Origin of the sequence: uncultured Gilvimarinus sp. (assembly GCF_963975215.1) — a bacterium.
Classification (GTDB): Bacteria; Pseudomonadota; Gammaproteobacteria; order Pseudomonadales; family Cellvibrionaceae; genus Gilvimarinus.
The window spans coordinates 201059-220277 of the sequence record NZ_CAXBFW010000001.1 but is presented as its reverse complement, the minus strand read 5'-3'; the positions used below and the strand labels follow the sequence as shown (position 1 = coordinate 220277).

The window sequence follows — 19219 nt, the reverse complement described above, 5'->3', positions numbered from 1 at the left end:
GTGCTACCGACAAAAAAGCCCCTGAACTAGAGGGGCTATTACAAATGGGCGCAGAATATTACCCGCTCAAGCCCATTTAGGCAAGCGGAACAGTGGCGCGAGGATGCCGGCCTCAGCCGGCGAGATTGTACGATAAGCCGCGTATTACGGGCCTTTAAGCTCAGGTTATTGGCAATTGCCACAAGATGCAACCACAGCCCGCAAATGAAGCCAGACACAAGCGAGAATTTACTCGCAAAACTGCCAACAAAAGCCTGAAAACAAAAGAAATTTGTGAAAATGTGCCACTATTCCTCTTTTTAATACGCTGGCCCCTTTATCCTGCTCGCGATTTACGCTAATTTAGGCGATACAACTAAATATTAGGGGTATTTTTGCCCTAACAGCCCACGCTTGGGTGTGCGATGCCCCGCCGGGCGGCGGTTTAGCAAGCACAACAGCGGCCAAACACAATTACAACGCCGGCAACCAGGAATTCAACATGCGGATACAACAACTTGGGTCAACGACAATAAAGTTAACCTCAGCGATCGCCTTATGCCTCGGCCTTGCGGCCTGTGGTGGCAGCAGCGATGGCACTACTCTGGATCAAATTAATGGTCAAGACCCCGGTGGTGAGGACCCCTCAACCAGCGTCGCACAAATTGGCTACGGCTCGGGCGCCGACTTTGTCCCTGGAGAAATAGGCACCGAAACTAACGGCAACGCCCTGTCCGCCGGCGGCAGCACAACGTTAACGGTGAACGTCGTGCAAGGCGATGAGCTTATAACAGACAGCACTCAGGTGACATTCAACTCCCCCTGTATTGCGTCGGGAGAGTCTTTGGTAGAACCTATTGGTGGCGCCAGCGATGACGATAGCGCCGGCAATGTGGTGGACACCAGCAATGGTCAGGCGGGTGTGCGCTACACCGCCAATGGCTGTATCGGCAGCGACAGCATCAAAGCCACCACCACCTATGGCGGTGGCGTTATCAGCGCTACCACTGAGCTGAACATCGAGTCTGACACGGTGACCAGCATCAATTTTGCCGATGCAAGTCCCAACTACATCGCCCTAAAAGGCACCGGAGGCACTGAAGCCTCTCAAGTTCGCTTTCAAATCCGCGGGACAACAGGCGCACCCGTTAAAGGCGTAGAAGTTAGCTTCGCACTAAACACCACGGCCGGCGGCCTATCACTGGTCAACGCCAGTGCGGTATCGGGCAGCGACGGCTACGTAAGCACCACCGTCCAGTCCGGCACCACCCCAACCAGCGTGCGAGTAACAGCCACTACCGATACCGGCGTTACAAGCCAATCTAACGAGTTGATTGTTTCTACCGGCCTACCCGACCAAAACAGCATGAGCATTGCCGCAAGCGACCTCTACCCTATTGCCTGGAGCACGAACAATGTCCTCTCGCAAATTACCGTCAATTTAGCCGACGCGTTTAACAACCCAGTACCTAATCGCACCCCTGTGTATTTCACCACCAATGGTGGCTCGATCACGGCCTCGTGCCTAACCGGGGTTGTGTTTGATGATGAAGGAGAGGAAGAAATTGGCACCCCTGGAGTTTGCACGGCCACGTGGCGCAGCCAGAAACCACAGTTGTACTCCGAGACTCAGGTTGAGATGGACGAAGAAAGCCTAACCTTTTACTGCCCCAACGGGAACGTCGCCGGCCGAGGTAGCGACTGCCGTAACGGCCGCGTCAAGATTATTGCCACGACCATTGGCAACGAGTCGTTCGTCGACATTAACAATAACGGCATGTACGACCTCGGTACCGACTTATTTTACACTGCCAGCTCGGACAACAATGCATCACGTATGGCGCAATGCAAACGACCATCACCCATCTCGGGCGCATCTTCTCGAGCATTTGGCTGCGATGATTTAGGCTCAGCCTATATAGACCGCAACTTTAACGGCGAATATGACAGTAACGAAGAAGTTGCATCAATTAATGACGGCGGCACCGGCGAGTATGTTCCAGGTGACGGAATATATAACGGAAGCTTATGCCGCGAAGAAGACGCCGCAGCGGGCGACTGCAGCCGTGACAGCGTACTGGTCAGAGACGACATTATGCTAATAACGACCGAAGAGAAGGAACTCTTTTTCATGCCAGGCAGCAACTACCGTCTACCTGGACAACCAGCCGCTTCGGAACAGTTTCGCTTGCAACCTGGCGGTAGTATGCGGATCCCGATGATGGTTGCCGACGTCAATGGCAACGGCCTACCTAAAGGTACGGAAATTGCCGCCGAAACGACTGGCGAAGGTATTGAGGCTAGCGTCTCTCCTGAAGGTGAGTTAGCCGGAAACCCTGAGGGCACAATCGTTATATTGACAGTTAATGTCAGCGAATCCCAGTCGACCGAAGGAACGGCTTACATTACAGTAACCGTACCAACAGCCGATGGCGAAGAGTCGATTATTCACTCAGTCGGGCACGTTAACGTAATTTCTTACTCATCAAATTAAGTTACAACTGCAATAAAAAAGGCGGCAAAGAAACTTTCTTTGCCGCCTTTTTTATACTCCAAAAGATTACTGCTTGCTAATCTCTTCCTGCAGCGTTCCCACACGCCGAGGCCAAGGCCCCGCCTTTATCTGACTTGCCGGCAAACCTGATACCGCTTGTTTAGCCTGTGCCGCTGAACTGTAACGCCCCGCCAACACAATATACCAAGGCCTCTGAGAACGTTTTGTCTCCATCACCCGCAGCGAATCAGCGTTGCTCTGCTTTTTTACATAGCTCATAGCGGCGTCGCGGCTCGACACTCCTAACACTTGTAGTGAGTAATCCGACTCGGACCAAGATAAAATCTCAGCCTCATCATTTTGCCAGCTGACGGCCGGTGTTTTAGCGGCCTCCGGCTCAACCGGCTCTGGGTTAGTTGTGTCGCCCGAAGCCACAGAAGAGGCGGGATCAACCCGGTCATCAGCAACTTCAGCCTTAGGTTCGGCCGCCCCAGAAGGCTTTTGGGTTTCGACAACAGGCTCCGCTTGATCTGCTGCCGCCTTATTTTGGGTAGCGCCCGCCGCCTGAGCGGCCTCTTGCTCCGGAGGCATTACCGGTTTAACAGCTTCATGTGTCAGGGGGGCATTAACTTCCGGCTCTTTCGACGAAAGTACCCGCCGCTCCGGCTTGGGAGCTGGCTCCGGCGCAGGCAAGCGCTTCACCACGCCCTGCTCTGGCGGCTCGGGTACATCGCCCCCTTGATACAAGTAAACGAGCCCCAGAGCAGCCAGCAAGCCAGCAACCGCCGCAATATGGACAACCGGTATACCACCGCTTTTAGCCCCACCCTGTACGGGATCATCAATAGAGGCCTCAGAGGAATGGTTTTGCAGCTCCAGGCGGGCCAGCTCTAGCAACTCATCTAAACGCCCACCGGTGTCGCCCATTAACGACTCCACCCGACGAAGCGCAAATATCGGCTCGCCCAAAAAGCCTGCGAGCTCTACCCGATAGTTAAGCATAGCCGTCGCATCGGAAGCATTCATCGGAGGAAAGACAAGATCTTGCACCGCGACATCAGGCATCTCAAACTGATCGAGGCGAGCGGCCAGCTCTAACTCGGAAAAAAGTATAAAGCTAAAGGGGCGGCTGTGGCCCGCGGGCACTTGCAGCAAGCTTACAAGGGCGGCCAATGTGTCATCGGCGAGCAAGTGCGCATTATCCAGCACCACCGTTACACCCAGCGCCTCACCACCACTGTTTGTGGTCGTGCGCAACTGGGCGAGTATCTCGCCCATACTTGAGCTATCTGAAACGGGCAAAGCAAGAAAATCAGCCAGCTGCAAAAGAAGCGCCTGCGAAGAGCTTGCCACAGCAACATCCAGCAACACACTCTCTTGAATAGCCATTAACTGACGGTAAAAGAACTTAGCAAAAGCTGTTTTGCCCAGGCCACTTTCACCGCAAACCACCACAAAGCCGGCACTAAACTGACTGGCGTGGGTGATTTGATCAGCCAACAACTCTAAATCGGGTGTGACATAAAAAGTATCATTAGTAAACGGATCGCTATCTAACCCTAGCCGCGCGCAGTAATCCGGCACCATGCAATCTCTCCCGCTTGCCTAACGGCAGGCACTAATAGTTTGGCTCAAAAAGCTCCGGTCGATGTCGGAGGTAACAAACGCCTCACCCAGCTTGCGGAGCAACACCAGCCTAAGCCGCCCATCCTGAACTTTTTTGTCGACCGACATTAGCTCAACAAACTGTGCTTCAGTCATATCCGCTGGCGCTACCACCGGAAGGTTGGCACGCTGGATAAGAGTCACCGCCCGGGTCAAGTCAGCCTCGTTAATCAAACCCATTCGACGCGACAAATCCAGAGCCATGACCATACCCGCGCCAACGGCCTCGCCATGCAGCCAGGCTCCGTAGCCTTGCGCTGTCTCAATGGCATGGCCAAAGGTGTGTCCCAGATTTAATATGGCCCGAATACCACCTTCACGCTCATCCTGCGCCACAACCTTTGCCTTGTTTAGGCAAGAGCGTTCAATACAAAATGACAGAGCATCTGGATCGCCCGCTATCACGCGGTCAATATTAGCCTCAAGCCACTCAAAAAACTCATAGTCACAGATAAGGCCGTATTTAATAACCTCCGCGACACCGGCGGCCAGCTCTCTGGGCGGCAACGTTTTCAGTACCGCCACATCAGCGACCACGGCCTGAGGCTGATAAAAAGCCCCTATCATATTTTTGCCCAGCGGGTGGTTTACGCCGGTTTTGCCACCCACCGAAGAGTCCACCATAGACAGCAATGTCGTTGGCACCTGAATAAAATTGACTCCGCGCTGATAGCAGGCCGCAGCAAAACCTGTCATATCGCCGATAACACCTCCACCCAGGGCGATTAAAGTAACCGTGCGATTAAAACGCTGCTGCAAAAGCCCGTCAAATATAAGGTTCAACGTCTCCAGATTTTTATGCTGCTCGCCGTCGGGCAGCACAACCGAGTGAACCTCGGCGCTGTTGCTCAAGGCTTGCTCTAGCTCAACAAGATAGAGCTTTGCTACGGTATCGTTGGTTACAATACATACCTGCTTGCCGGCAATGTATTGGCCCAACAGCGCCGCCCGGCCCATAAGCTCAGCGCCAATAAAAATAGGGTAGCTGCGCTCCCCCAAGTCAACTGTTAAGGTCTTCATAGTTAATGTCTTTGATGCTCAATGGATACACGATCGTAATGGCTGTACTTTAGCACATCAGCTACAATCGCAGGCAGGCGCCACGGAGGCGCCCTTAAGGAAGTTGTTCGAGAATTTCGGCGACGGCGGCTTTGGGAGAGAATCTGTCGGTATTGAGACAGACATCAGCCACACCGCGATACAGCTCGTCGCGGGCAGCAAGAATTTCGATAATTTTTTCACGCGGGTTATCAACTTGCAGTAAAGGTCGCTTTTTGTCGCGGGATGTGCGCTCTACCAGCTGATCCACAGAGGCCGTCAAGTAGCACACCAACCCCTGCGACATCAGCTCACAGTTCTCAGGCTTGGTTACAATGCCGCCCCCAGTCGCGATAACGCAGGGCGGCTCAGCAACTAAATCCTGCAAAACGCCGGTCTCGCGAACCCGAAAGCCCTCCTCCCCTTCCATATCAAAAATCCACGGGATATCGGCACCGGTGCGACTTTCAATCACACGATCCGTATCATAGAAGGGGACATTTAATTCGGAGGCAAGAACTCTACCGATGGTTGACTTGCCGACCCCCATGGGGCCGACAAGAAATACGTGCCGATCTAGCATAGTCTTATTCGGTTAAACTCTCGGCCATAATGCGCGGCGTGATAAAGATCAACAACTCACTCTTCTCTGAGTTTTTCACGTCGCGGCGGAACAATCGGCCAAGGTACGGAATATCACCTAAGAACGGCACCTTGTCGACACCATTGAGCTGCTGCATCTCAAAGATGCCACCCAGCACAATCGTCTGACCATCGGACACCAGCACCTTAGTGTTGAGGCGGGTAATATCAATAATCGGAACACCAAATTCAGTATTAAACTCCGCCAGTAAATCTTTCTTAATCGCCAACTCCATAATAATGTTGTTGTCTGGGGTAATTTGCGGCGTTACGTCCAGCTCCAGCACCACCTCTTTAAACGAGGCTGATGTCGCACCACTAGCCGATGCCTCCTGATACGGAATTTCGCTACCGGTCGAGATTTTAGCGCGCTGCTTATCGCCGGTAATCACCTTCGGTTGAGAGACAATCTCTGCGTAGCCGTTGTACTCCAGCGCCGACAACTCAAGGTCTAAGTAAGCATTATCCGTCAACAGACCAAATGCGATGCTGCCCACAGGGTTGGCAACCCCCATGTCCACCATCATATTTTCATTAAGATCCATCGAGCCGCCACCGTAAATAAAGTCGGCAGGCGTTCCCGGATCCGAATCCAGACCACTAGTAGAGCCACCCACTTCGAATAAAGAGTCAGAGTTCAGGCTGGCACCGACCCCGCCCCAGCGAACACCCAGCTCTTCGCGAAAGTCTTTATTGGCAATTACCAGGCGCGCTTCAATCATTACCTGACGGATAGGGATATCGATCTCTTCAACCAGACGCTTAAAGGCATCAATGCGCTCGGCCGTATCCGTCACAATAATGGAGTTAGTGCGCTCATCAACCACGGCCTGCCCTCGGCCTGACAGTACGCTGCCAGTGGATCGACTGGCAGTGCCATCGTCGCTATCACCACTACCACTGCCACCTTTAAACAGCTCAAAGATTTCTTTCGCACTGGCGTAGCGCACCCGAATATATTCAGTACGCAGAGGTGCAAGCTCCTCCAGCTGACGCTTGGTCGAAAGCTCTTGTCGCTCACGCTCAGCAATCTCGGCGGCAGGAGCCACCATTAATACATTGCCCACCTGACGCTTATCTAGCCCCTTGGTTTTCAGGACCATGTCCAGCGCCTGATCCCACGGGACATTATCCAAGCGCAAAGTTATGCGGCCCTGCACCGTGTCAGAGGCCACGAGATTCAAGTCGGTAAAGTCGGCAATAATCTGCAGCACCGCACGCACTTCGATGTCCTGAAAGTTAAAGGACAAGCGTGAACCGGTATATTCAAATAAACGTTCTTGCTCGGCTTTCTCAGCGGGCGTCAAAGGCTTAACGCTAATCACATAACGATTATCAGTTTGGTAAGCCAGGTAGTCGTAATCGCCATTCGCGGATACGTCCAGCACCACATCGCCGTTGTCGTTATTAGCCGCAATCGTCGCTACCGGGGTCGCAAAATCCAGCACATCCAGGCGCCGGCGCAACTCACTGGGCAATGCCGTATTGGCAAAAGTTACTCGCAAACCGTCAGCGGTATCACGCATATCGGCACTGATACGATCGGTAGACAAATCTACGATAATACGCCCTTCACCGGCATCGCCGCGGCGAAAGTCAATGCCGCTCACCGCACGCGTAGCCTTTGAACGAGAGCGATCATCACTACCTGTTACAGGAGCCGATACGCTCGCCGGCTTGCTCGCAGCTACTTGCCGCTCGCCAGTACCACCCACCTCAATCACGTAGGCATTGCCATCGATGCGCGAGCTGTAGTTGGTCAAATTTTCAAGGTTCAGAATCAGGCGGGTACGACCACCCGAGGTGAGCACCAGCGCGCTCTTACCGTTATCAAAGGCCAGCGGGTAGCGTCGCTCTTTAAGCTCACTCTCGACCTCCGGGAAATCCAACACGATTCGAGCAGGAGACTCTATCGTGTAGCCTTGTGGTTCTGGCGGCGCCTCATCAAAACTCAAACGCACCTCAAAACGCTGATTAGGCAGCTCCGCAAACCGGATATCATCTAACGCCGCCGCCCCTGCGAACGGTGACAACAGACAGACCGAAAGTAACGCGACTGTTTTTCTCATTTTTAACCCCATTAAGAACAAAGCACGCATGACCGCCTATTCCTTTTCTTCTAATTTAATAATACGTGGACGCTCAACCCAGCCGTCGTCACCGTCAGAGACAATTTCCATCAGCTCGAGCTGATTGGGAGTCGCCGAAATAATTTTGCCGTGATTGCGCCCCATATAGTTACCCACCGTTACCGGCTCAACGCTGCGCTGAGCACCCGGGCCGGTATCTATCAGTGCCCACAGAGAGCCATCTTTTGACACGGAGCCAACCATTGTCATATTGGCAATATTAAAACTCTCTAAATACTCTTTTGCCCGGGTAAGATCAGGCTTTACTGACTTACCACCCTTAACCCGCGCCAGCTCTTCCACCGGCTTTTCAAAGGGGCTGCGCAACGTCATAGCGGCATAACTAAAAGGTGGCAATGGCCGAAACACCGGCAGCGGTTCAATTTGCTCGCCCGGACGGCGCTTGGTTTCTTCGATGTAGTTACGCAAATCGCGCAAATCACCACTGCTGCCACCACAACCGGCCAACACGGCCATTGCAGCCAACACGGACGCCAACACTAACTTATTGTTGTTCATTGGCTTCCCCCTCTGGCTGGTAGTGGTATGTTTTTGCATCGATCTGCATCACTAAGTCACCGCCTTCTTTCGCGTTCTCGATGGTGAAATTATGCAATGTCACGATACGAGGCATACCGGCCACACCGCTCACAAAATTACCAAAATCGTGATAGCTGCCCGTGACGTTAATCTTAATAGGCAACTCGGTGTAGTACTCTGCCGCACGCTGAGGCTCCAGCTCAATGCTTTGGATACTTGAACCACTCTCGACACTGCGCGCATCGATATCTTCCAGTAAGCCGGGCACTTGCGTATCCGTGGGCAGGCGAGCCAACAAGGATTCGAATGAGCGCTGCATTTCTTCCATTTGCGCACGGTAGGCATCCAGGTTTGCCGCCTGAGCACTCTTTGTCTCAAACGTTTTGCGCAGCGTTTGCTCTTCGGCTTTTACCCGCACCAGAGTGCTTTCAATTTCTTTAATTTTAACGTAATAGGTCGCCGCCAGCAGCGCCGCCACAATTAAGACACACACTAAAATTTTTGTCGGCAGCGGCCAAACACCCAATTTTGTGGAGTCACTATAGTCAAAGTCTCGAGCCTGCTCGAAGGATTCCCGCAGAGACATTACTGCTCCTCCTGTTGTTCTTGTAAGGCCTGTTGCGCTTTAGAGACAATCGTCTTCACCGTCATCGAAAACGCATTTGCCTGACCACCCTGTTGTGGTGCGGCATCCACCGAAGCCAGATTAGGCTCGCTGTACCACTCTGAAGCGTCTAAATTGCGCATAAAGCTCGACACTCGGTTATTCGATTCGGCAAAGCCTTCAATGCTCATCAGCTCACCTTCGCGGCTCACCATTGTCAGGTAAACGCCATCCGGTAAGGCGCGCACCAGCTCGTCAAAGTGGTGCACAATGACCGAGCGGGTTCCCTCCAGATCCCGAATCAACTTCATCAAAGCCAGCAAGTCCTGGCGGCGCTGCTGCAAGTCGTTCAGTTCGGACACTTTACTTTCAAGTGTAGCGATTTCAGTTTTCAGCATTTGGTTGCGCTGACGCTGATGATCGACTTTACCGTTGGCGTTGGCGATCCATAAATAGGCAATCACAACAGTGACAACGGCCACCCCAAACATGATCGCAATAAAATCTTTCTTTTTCTTCTCCCGCTCTTTTACACGCCAGGGAAGTAGGTTGATATTCGCCATTAGTCAAAGCTCCTCATCGCTAAGCCAGTTGCCACCATCAATGAGGGTGCATCATTTGCCAGCGCGGCCGCATTAACCCGCGACGCCACCGACATGCTAGCGAATGGGTTGGCCACCATTGCCTGCGTACCTAGCTTTTCTTCGATAAGCTCAACCAGCCCCTCCATGGAGGCGACGCCACCGGCCAACACAATGTAATCAACATCGTTATACTCGCTGGCGGAAAAGAAGAACTGCAGCGAGCGGGTCACTTGCTGCACGACCGATTCTTTAAAGGGTTGGAGCACTTCGGATTGGTAGTCATCGGGTAAGCCGCCCTGCTTTTTCGCAAGCCCGGCCTCTTCCATCGACAAACCATAGCGGCGCTGAATTTCTTCTGTTAACTGCCGGCCACCAAACAACTGCTCGCGGGTATACACGGTTTTGCCATCGACCAGTACACTTAGCGTGGTCATGGTTGCACCGATATCCAATACCGCGACCACCTGATTGTCCTGATCTTCAAGCTGCTCTAACACCAACTCAAAAGCGCGCTCCATGGCGTATGCTTCGACATCGACAACCTCTTCCTCCAACCCCGCCAATTGCAGTGTTGAAACCCGAGAGTCGACATTTTCGGTGCGGCACGCGGCCAGCAACACCTCGACCTGATCCGGGTCGTTGGGCGATTCGCCCTGAACCTCAAAATCGATCGAGACTTCGTCAATTGGGAAAGGGATGTACTGGTCAGCCTCAATATAGATACGGTTCTCCAGATCGTCATCGGACAATCCGGCCGGCATCTCAATGACCTTAGTAATCACAGCAGAGCCGGCGACTGATACCGCGGCATGCTTGATTTTGGTCTTTGATTGCTTCACCAGCGATTTGATAACCTCGGCGACCGCCGCTTCGTCGTTGATGTTTTTCTCAACGACCGCATTGGGCGGCAAAGGTCGAACCGCGTAGGTCTCTACACGATACCGATCGCCACTACGGCTCAGCTCTAAGAGTTTTATAGACGTCGAGCTTATGTCCAACCCCACAACTGGCTTCGTCTTTTTTTCTAAGAATCCGAAAATGCCCATTTTTCTATCTATATCCGTAACTTAGACGTCGTTTATGTTATAGCACTTTAACTTAAGCCTGCAACAAGATCGCACATATGTAAACAGGCAAAAACCCCGTATAATGCAGCATCCAGTCGGTTAATACCGCTAACTATCTAATTCGCTTAGAAAAAATGCCTAAAAAATATTCTTATATCACACTGCTTTTCTGGTTACTCGTCGCAGGTTGCGGTGCAACCGGCGTTACCTTTGCCGGACTCTACCTCTATTTAAACCCAAAGCTGCCCGATGTGCAGAGCCTGCGACAGGTTAAGTTGCAGACTCCGCTGCGGATTTACTCAAGCGATAACCGGCTGATTGGTGAGTTTGGCGAACAGCGCCGCACCCCCATTAATTACGACGATATACCCCCGCTGTATATCAAAGCGTTATTATCAGCAGAGGATGCCCAATTCTACGATCATAACGGCGTCTCTATCAGAGGACTTTTGCGAGCCACATCACAATTATTGCAAACAGGTCAGATTCAGTCCGGTGGTAGCACCATTACCATGCAGCTCGCGCGGAACTTTTTCCTGACTCTCCAGCAAACATTTGCCCGTAAATTCAACGAGATCCTGCTAGCACTTCAAATAGAACGTGAACTTAGTAAAGAGGAGATTCTCACACTTTACAACAATAAAATTTACTTCGGTAACCGCGCTTACGGTATTCAGGCGGCAGCCAATGTTTATTACGGCAAAAACATCGACCAATTAACCCTGCCGCAATGGGCCATGATCGCCGGCCTTCCCAAAGCGCCCTCGGCCTACAATCCGCTGGCCAACCCGGAGCGAGCCCTGATCCGCCGCAACTGGATCTTAGGGCGCATGCTCGAACTGGGGCATATAGATCAAGCGACCTGGAAAGCAGCCACAGCCGCCGAGGTGACGGCAAAGTACCACGGCCTGACACCAGAGTTGTACGCCCCTTACGTCGCCGAAATGGCGCGGCAAGATGCCATCACACGCTTTGGCAATTCGGCCTACACTGATGGTTACAGCGTTTACACAACAGTAAATGCTCACTTACAAGAAGTCGCGCAAAGCGCGGTTATCAATGGCCTCATTACCTACGATCAGCGCCATGGTTACCGCGGTCCCGAGCAACAACTGGCGGCAGACGCCCCCGCCGAACAGTGGCTCGACACGCTGCAAAACATTCCCGTATACGGCGGCCTAACGCCCGCAGTGGTTAGCCATACCGACGAACAGTCCGCCACACTGCTGTTACCCGATGCAAGCGAGGCCCAACTTGGCTGGGATCAAGGTATCGCAGATGCCCGCCCCTACCTAAGCGAGAATTATCGCGGAGAAAAACCCACCCAAGCGTCCGACGTACTGACCCCTGGCGACGTTATTCGCCTGCGCCACACACCAGAGGGGATCGCACTGGCACAATTGCCCGCAGCCGAGGCCGCACTGGTATCGCTAGATCCTACCGATGGCGCCATTATCTCTATGGCGGGCGGGTTTGATTTTGAACAGAGCCACTTTAACCGTGTCACTCAGGCCACCCGCCAACCAGGCTCCGCCTTCAAACCCTTTATCTACACCACAGCGCTGGAGCACGGCTACACCCCTGCCACCATTATTAACGATGCGCCTATCGTAATTGAGGACGCCAGCCTTGAAGGCACTTGGCGACCGGAAAACGACGGCGGCAGCTTTTTAGGGCCCATGCGTATGCGCACGGCCCTCTACCGCTCTCGCAACCTGGTGTCTATTCGTATACTGCGCGCGCTGGGCATGGACACCGCCCACGAAAGCCTTGCCCGGTTTGGCTTCGATAAAGACGCCTTACCGCGCGACTTATCCCTGGCCCTTGGCAGCCACGATGTCACCCCGCTCGATCTGGCGCGGGGCTACACCACCTTCGCCAATGGCGGTTTTGCCGTACAGCCTTATTTGATTAAGCGCATCGAGGCAGTGGACGGTCGTATCGTGTTTAATGCCACCCCTGACACCGTCTGTCGCAATTGCGCTACAGCAACCAGCAGCAAACCCGCCGAGGCACGCACCCTGGAAGAACTGCTGGGGGGGCAACAACCCAGCGAAAAGCCTAACGACGCTCCGCCACCGGCAAAACGTATTCTCGATGCCCAAACCGCCTTTATCGCCGACTCGATGCTGCGCGATGTCATCGCCCGCGGTACCGGCAAGCGTGCCCGAGTGCTTGAGCGGGGCGATATTGCCGGCAAAACCGGTACGACCAACGGCCCACGCGATGCCTGGTTTGCCGGCTACAACCCCGAGATTGTCACCATTACCTGGCTGGGCTTTGACAGTAACACGCCACTGGGCAACCGCGAGTACGGCGGCTCGGCAGCTCTGCCTATCTGGATTGACTATATGCGCGCCGCGCTGGCCGACAAGCCAGAGCGCCCCGCACAGCGCCCCGACGGCATTATCACCGTAAGAATCAATCCCGAAACGGGCAAACGCGCCGGACCACAAGACCCGGACGCAATTTTCGAGATTTTCCGGGTGGACAATGTGCCCGAACTCACCGAGGGCAACGAGGCCGGAAACGGCAACCAGCGCACTCCGGACGTTCTCCCTGAGGAGCTGTTTTAACACCGCAGCCGGGCAAGTTCCGGCTGCGGCAAAACCCTAATCAGCAGACAAAAAAAAGCCCACTCAGCATCCTGGCGGGCTTTTTTAGCGAGAGGGATTAACCTCTGCGGCGACAATCGCTTACTTCTTGCCGCCGATGCGGCCACCGAAGCGCTTGTTAAAGCGATCAATACGACCACCGGTATCAACCACTTTCTGCTTACCGGTATAGAAAGGGTGACACTCAGAGCAGACATCGATATGGAAGTCTTCGCCCAGAGTAGAGCGGGTTTTAATGCTGTTGCCGCAGCTGCAGTTTGCAGTCACGTCGACGTACTGGGGATGAATTTCTGCTTGCATGATATTCGCCTATGTTTTGTGCTCCGCCACCCGATCATTTCGCCTGGCACGGAACCGCAGGGTTAAAGCAACTAAATTTTGAGAGCGGCGATACTAGCAGAATAAAACACGAAAGCAAGCAAAATTGTCCACTTTCCGTGCAACTTGCTCATATTGGCGGGCCTGCGGCATCAACCACCACAATCGGGCTCAATTCCAGTAAGCTATCACCCTCAACATTCACCCAAAACAACCGCCGGACCCCGCCGTCCATGATGACCGCCGCTCCTTACTTGCTTGTTGCGCTCCCTGTGCCCCTGCGCCGCTTATTCCATTATTTAGCCCCCACCCCAGCGCCCGCGCCAGGGTCCCGGGTGCGGGTGACATTTGCCGGGCGCGCGCTGGCGGGCATCGTTATCGCCAGCACCGATCAATGCGACTTCGACGCCAACAAAATTAAACCTATTGACACCATTATCGACTCGCAACCACTGCTGCCAGAGCCGCTGCTAGCATTTATCCGCTGGGCCGCTGACTACTACCACGCCCCGCTGGGAGAGGCACTACAGGCGGCACTGCCCGCGGCGCTGCGCCAAGGCAGTGCCGCCGAGCTAAAAAACGACCCCAGCTCGCAATTGTGGGAGCTCACCGAAGAGGGGCAAGGGTTACCCTCAGGTGCACTCAAACGCTCGCGCAGGCAAGCGGAGCTTATCGAGAAACTACAGCAAACAGGCGTATGCCGCTGGTCCGAGCTCAAGGCCGAAGGGTATAGTCGCGAGGCGCTCCGGGCTCTGGGCGATAAAAAGCTTATTCGCCCCGCCCGCGAAGCCACCTCGTTTCGCGGTGAGCCACCATTAACGCTCAACTCCGAGCAGCAGTGCGCACTCGACGCCATCGGCCTGGACAGCTTTGGTATTTACCTACTCGACGGCACCACCGGCAGCGGTAAAACCGAGGTCTATTTACAGGGAATTGCCCGCGCACTCGCTAACGATCCGCAGGCACAGGCACTGGTGCTGGTGCCCGAAATTGGTTTAACACCACAAACCCTGGCGCGTTTTCGCCGGCGCTTTGGTCCCAGCGTCTGCGCGGTGCACTCGGCGCTTAACGATACCGAGCGGTTAAACAATTGGCTGCGCGCCAGCAGCGGTGAAGCACGGGTTATTATTGGTACTCGCTCGGCTATTTTTACCCCGCTGGCCAACCCGGCGCTGATTATTGTCGACGAAGAACACGATGGCTCCTTTAAACAGCAGGACGGGTTTCGCTATTCAGCCCGTGATCTGGCCGCCGTACGCGCGCAAAAACTCAACATCCCACTACTATTAGGCACAGCGACGCCCTCACTTGAAGCGCTGCACAACGCCCGTACCGGGCGCTACCAACACCTACGGCTCACCCAGCGAGCAACCGCCAACCCCACCGCCCCCATTGAGGTCATCGATAGCCAATCCGCTAAAGAGCACCAAGGCTTAACGCCTGAAGCGCTCAACGCGATAGAGCAACACATCGGGGCTGGCAATCAGGCACTGGTATTTCTCAATCGCCGCGGCTTTGCGCCAGTACTGCAGTGCCGCGATTGCGGCCATCAACTTAATTGCCCGCACTGCGATGCCAAGCTTACCCTGCATCGCAACCCATACCACCTGCACTGCCACCACTGTGACTTCCAGCGGCCGCCGGCAAAGCGCTGCGAATCGTGCCAAAGCCCCAGGCTCGAGCCGCTGGGCGCCGGCACCGAGCGCAGCGAAGAGTATTTATCCCAAACATTTTCGGATACGCCGGTTATCCGTATCGACCGCGACTCGACCCGCAACAAGGGCTCGCTGGACGCCCTAATCGATAAAGTACACGAGGGAGAACCCTGCATCTTAGTGGGCACACAGATGCTCGCCAAAGGCCACCACTTTCCCAAAGTGACTCTTGTGGTTATTTTGGATATCGACAGCGGCCTGTTTAGTGCCGACTTTCGCGGGCCCGAGCGCATGGGGCAGCTGATTACCCAGGTGGCGGGGCGAGCCGGGCGAGCCGACCAGCCTGGGCAAGTACTACTGCAAAGCCAGCACGGCGACCACCCGTTGCTGCAATTACTGCTTAACCAAGGTTACGGGCAATTTGCCCAGGCGCTGCTCGATGAACGTGAGCTCACCCTAATGCCCCCCCTGGCGTTTCTCGCTCTGTTGCGCGCAGACGCTCCTAACCCCGGTGCTGCCATGGCTGTTTTGCAAACCGCGCGCGAGCTGGCCGAAACCCTACCCAGCGAGCATCAAATACAAATACTCGGCCCCTTGCCGGCACTCATGGAAAAACGCGGCCAACGATTTCGCTACCTGCTGCAATTTAAAGCGTTGAGTCGCCGGGGCCTTAGCGTTTATTTAGGCCAGCTTATTGGCCTTCTCGACCAACAAAAAATAACGCGCGACACCCGCTGGGCGATTGATATTGACCCTCAGGAAATGAGTTGAGAGCACTGATTGCCGCTTATTGCACTTAGGCAATTGCAGCGGCGGCCTACACGCCCGTAAAATAGCGCCTTTTACTGTTAAGCGACCCGACATGACCCGCGATTACGCCCGCAAAAAGCGCCCAGCCCCTAAGCGCCAGCCGCCGCGCAGCCAAATACCCTGGTGGGTATGGCTGTTTATTGGCTCCATGTTAGGCGCCTTTATTATGTTTTTGGTGTACTTGTGGGGAATCTCGCCCGGCCGGACGACGCCTCAGCCCACCCCCAACACCCAATTAACGCCCGAGCCGCAAGCAAGGCCCGCCCCCGAGCCCGAGGCAGAAGCGCCACTGCCCAAACCGCGCTTTGATTTTTACAAGCTCCTGCAAGAGGAGGAAGTGATCGTACCGGCCACTGAGCCCACACGTCGCAGCGACGATACCCCACCGGCCGCACCGGTGGAGTATTTACTGCAAGTCGGTTCATTTCGCAGCCCGGACGACGCCGATAAACTGCGCGCCCAGCTCATCCTGCTTAATCTGGACGCCCGCACCGAAAGCGTCACCATTAATAATGGCGAGCGCTGGCACCGGGTTGTCGTTGGCCCGTTCGACAACCAAAGCCGCCTGGCCAAAGCCCGCTCGACCCTGGTATCCAACCAATACAACGCACTCGTTCTCAAGCGCAAGCCAGGTAACTAGCACTCGCCCCTCGCGCGCTTGAAATCATCGGGTGCGCCCCCATCTATTCAGTTCAACGCCACCGGCACCCATACGGTGGCATCAGTTTTATTGCACAAAGGACTTTCCGTGGAACAGTACCGAGGCACCACCATACTCTCCGTGCGCCGTGGCAACACCGTAGTTATCGGTGGCGACGGCCAGGTATCACTGGGCAACACCATCATGAAAGGCAACGCCCGCAAAGTCAGGCGCTTATACAAAGATCAGGTGTTGGCCGGGTTCGCTGGCGGCACCGCCGACGCCTTTACCCTATTCGAGCGGTTTGAAGCCAAGTTAGAGGCCTACAACGGCCAACTCACTCGCGCTGCCGTAGAGCTTGCCAAAGACTGGCGTACCGAGCGCTCACTGCGCCGGCTAGAGGCACTGCTGGCCGTTGCCGACAAAGAGGCCTCGCTAATTATCACCGGTAACGGCGACGTTATTCAGCCCGAAGACGACCTAATCGCCATCGGCTCTGGCGGTGCGTTTGCTCAGTCGGCGGCACGCGCGCTGCTGGATAACACCGAGCTAGACGCCGGCAGCATTGTCGAAAAAGGCCTAAACATCGCCGGCGATATCTGCATTTACACCAATCACAACCAGACCATCGAAACACTGGATTACTAAACCGCGAGTACTATCGATATGTCTAGCATGACTCCCCGTGAAATTGTTCACGAGCTCGACCGCTTTATTGTCGGCCAGCACGACGCCAAGCGCTCTGTTGCCATCGCCCTGCGCAATCGCTGGCGCCGCATGCAGGTAGAGGCCGACCTGCGCAGCGAAATCACGCCAAAAAATATTTTGATGATTGGCCCCACCGGCGTGGGCAAAACCGAAATTGCCCGCCGTTTAGCCAAGCTGGCCAACGCACCCTTTATTAAAGTCGAGGCCACTAAATTTACCGAGGTAGGCTATGTGGGCCGCGATGTCGAGTCGATTATTCGCGACTTGCTTGAAAGCGCCATTAAAATGCAGCGCGAGCAAGCCATGAAGCGCGTCGAGTTACGCGCAGCCGAAGCCGCCGAAGATCGCGTACTTGACGTATTGCTACCCAAAGCCCGTGGCGACGAAGAAACCGACAGCGGCCAAAACACCAGACAGATCTTTCGCAAGAAGTTGCGCGAAGGTGAATTGGATGAGCGCGAAATTGAGATCGAAGTCTCCGCCACTCCAGTGGGGGTAGAGATTATGGCGCCTCCTGGCATGGAAGAGATGACCAGCCAGCTGCAAAATATGTTCTCGTCCATGTCTAACGACAAAACCCAAACCAGCAAAATGACCGTGAAGCAGGCGCTCAAAACCCTGCAAGAGGAAGAAGCGGCCAAACTGGTGAACAACGAAGATTTAAAAGCTCAGTCGATCGAATCTGTCGAGCAAAATGGCATTGTGTTTATCGACGAAATCGATAAAGTCGCCAAGCGCGGCGAAAGTAGCGGCACCGATGTGTCGCGCGAAGGCGTGCAGCGCGATTTGCTGCCGTTAATCGAGGGCTGCACCGTCAGCACCAAGCACGGCATGGTAAAAACCGACCATATTTTGTTTATCACCTCGGGCGCCTTTCACTTAAGTAAGCCTTCGGATTTGATTCCCGAGCTGCAAGGTCGCCTACCCATTCGCGTAGAGCTACAAGCGCTGACCCCCGATGACTTCGAGCGAATTCTCACCGAGCCCTCCGCGTCACTCACCGAGCAACATCAGGCGCTGCTAAAAACCGAAGGTGTTAAGATTGAGTTTACTGCCGATGGCATTCGTCGCATTGCCGAAATGGCTTACGAGGTCAATGAGCGCACCGAAAATATCGGTGCCCGTCGCCTGCACACCTTGCTGGAGCGGCTGCTGGAAAGCGTCTCGTTTGATGCCGGCAATGGCGAGCCCGAGGTATCCATCGACGCCACATACGTCGAAAAACAACTGGGCGAGCTGTCGCAAAACGAAGACCTCAGCCGCTACATCCTTTAACGGGTATTTGCATGAGAGCCCCAGAGCGTCTGACGCTGCACAGCAAAAGTGCCGAACTGGAAATCCAGTTCGGCACAAATCACTACCGCTTAAGCGCTGAGTTTTTGCGCGTCCACTCCCCCAGCGCCGAGGTCAAAGGCCACGGCCCGGGGCAGGCGACACTGCAAACTGGCAAACAGGACGTTAACATTAAGCGCATTGAGGCGGTCGGCAACTACGCGGTAAAACTGGTGTTTGACGACGGTCACGACACCGGGATTTACACGTGGGATCAACTCTACGAGTTCGGCCAGCACCAGGATCGCTACTGGCAGGCGTATCTTGATGCCCTCGAAGCCGCCGGAGCCAGCCGTATGCCCGATGACGTGCAAGTCATCAAGCTAATCTAATCTGGCCGACACCCCGCCGACAGAGGTGGCTTTCGCATTTTGATAGTTTTGTCGCTACAATAGCCGC

16 protein-coding genes are annotated in these 19219 nt (G+C 54.5%); 7 read left to right on the top strand and 9 right to left on the bottom strand.

Annotated elements, in window-relative coordinates; genetic code table 11:
• The first annotated feature begins 481 nt into the window (after nt 1-481).
• A complete protein-coding gene (locus AAC019_RS00860) occupies nt 482-2473 on the top strand; it encodes a hypothetical protein (RefSeq protein WP_339896649.1) in 1992 nt (663 codons plus the stop codon).
• Nucleotides 2474-2539: 66 nt separating this feature from the next.
• Here the strand turns inward: AAC019_RS00860 and AAC019_RS00855 are convergent, their stop codons facing one another.
• From AAC019_RS00855 to AAC019_RS00820, 8 genes are all read right to left on the bottom strand, one after another.
• Complete coding sequence (locus AAC019_RS00855) at nt 2540-4060, bottom strand: AAA family ATPase (RefSeq protein WP_339896648.1); 1521 nt, start codon at nt 4058-4060, stop codon at nt 2540-2542.
• An 18-nt stretch (nt 4061-4078) separates the two neighbouring features.
• Nucleotides 4079-5158 carry a 3-dehydroquinate synthase gene (gene aroB, locus AAC019_RS00850; RefSeq protein ID WP_339896647.1) on the bottom strand — a complete coding sequence of 360 codons (1080 nt, stop codon included), beginning with the start codon at nt 5156-5158 and terminating at the stop codon, nt 4079-4081.
• Between the two features lie 94 nt (nt 5159-5252).
• Nucleotides 5253-5759, bottom strand: a complete 507-nt coding sequence (aroK, locus tag AAC019_RS00845; RefSeq protein WP_339896646.1) for a shikimate kinase AroK — start codon at nt 5757-5759, stop codon at nt 5253-5255.
• 4 nt (nt 5760-5763) lie between these two features.
• Nucleotides 5764-7887: a type IV pilus secretin PilQ family protein gene (locus tag AAC019_RS00840; protein WP_339896645.1), complete on the bottom strand. Its 2124-nt coding sequence runs from the start codon at nt 7885-7887 to the stop codon at nt 5764-5766.
• Between the two features lie 36 nt (nt 7888-7923).
• Nucleotides 7924-8466: a pilus assembly protein PilP gene (locus AAC019_RS00835; protein WP_339896644.1), complete on the bottom strand. Its 543-nt coding sequence runs from the start codon at nt 8464-8466 to the stop codon at nt 7924-7926.
• Nucleotides 8453-9073, bottom strand: a complete 621-nt coding sequence (locus AAC019_RS00830; protein WP_339896643.1) for a type 4a pilus biogenesis protein PilO — start codon at nt 9071-9073, stop codon at nt 8453-8455. Before AAC019_RS00830 ends, AAC019_RS00835 begins: the two co-directional genes overlap by 14 nt.
• Nucleotides 9073-9654: a PilN domain-containing protein gene (locus AAC019_RS00825; protein WP_339896642.1), complete on the bottom strand. Its 582-nt coding sequence runs from the start codon at nt 9652-9654 to the stop codon at nt 9073-9075. Before AAC019_RS00825 ends, AAC019_RS00830 begins: the two co-directional genes overlap by 1 nt.
• A complete protein-coding gene (locus tag AAC019_RS00820) occupies nt 9654-10721 on the bottom strand; it encodes a pilus assembly protein PilM (protein ID WP_041524207.1) in 1068 nt (355 codons plus the stop codon). The genes AAC019_RS00825 and AAC019_RS00820 overlap by 1 nt, the downstream gene beginning before the upstream one ends.
• 155 nt (nt 10722-10876) lie before the next feature.
• On the opposite strand from AAC019_RS00820, the gene AAC019_RS00815 reads away from it, so the two are divergent.
• Complete coding sequence (locus AAC019_RS00815; RefSeq protein ID WP_339896641.1) at nt 10877-13318, top strand: penicillin-binding protein 1A; 2442 nt, start codon at nt 10877-10879, stop codon at nt 13316-13318.
• Nucleotides 13319-13438: 120 nt separating this feature from the next.
• On the opposite strand, the gene rpmE is transcribed toward AAC019_RS00815, so the two are convergent.
• On the bottom strand, nt 13439-13657 hold the full coding sequence (gene rpmE, locus AAC019_RS00810) for a 50S ribosomal protein L31 (RefSeq protein ID WP_339896640.1): 219 nt from the start codon (nt 13655-13657) through the stop codon (nt 13439-13441).
• Nucleotides 13658-13908: 251 nt separating this feature from the next.
• Here rpmE and AAC019_RS00805 point away from each other — a divergent pair, with 251 nt between their 5' ends.
• From AAC019_RS00805 to AAC019_RS00785, 5 genes are all read left to right on the top strand, one after another.
• Nucleotides 13909-16101, top strand: coding sequence for a primosomal protein N' (locus tag AAC019_RS00805; RefSeq protein WP_339896638.1), 2193 nt, complete (start codon nt 13909-13911; stop codon nt 16099-16101).
• Between the two features lie 91 nt (nt 16102-16192).
• Nucleotides 16193-16780, top strand: a complete 588-nt coding sequence (locus AAC019_RS00800; protein ID WP_339896637.1) for an SPOR domain-containing protein — start codon at nt 16193-16195, stop codon at nt 16778-16780.
• Nucleotides 16781-16888: 108 nt separating this feature from the next.
• Nucleotides 16889-17428 carry an ATP-dependent protease subunit HslV gene (gene hslV, locus AAC019_RS00795; protein ID WP_339896636.1) on the top strand — a complete coding sequence of 180 codons (540 nt, stop codon included), beginning with the start codon at nt 16889-16891 and terminating at the stop codon, nt 17426-17428.
• A gap of 18 nt (nt 17429-17446) precedes the next feature.
• Nucleotides 17447-18763, top strand: a complete 1317-nt coding sequence (hslU, locus tag AAC019_RS00790) for an ATP-dependent protease ATPase subunit HslU (RefSeq protein ID WP_339896635.1) — start codon at nt 17447-17449, stop codon at nt 18761-18763.
• A gap of 11 nt (nt 18764-18774) precedes the next feature.
• Entirely contained in the window at nt 18775-19152 is a 378-nt protein-coding gene (locus AAC019_RS00785) for a DUF971 domain-containing protein (protein WP_339896634.1), read from the top strand.
• Nucleotides 19153-19219 lie beyond the last annotated feature (67 nt).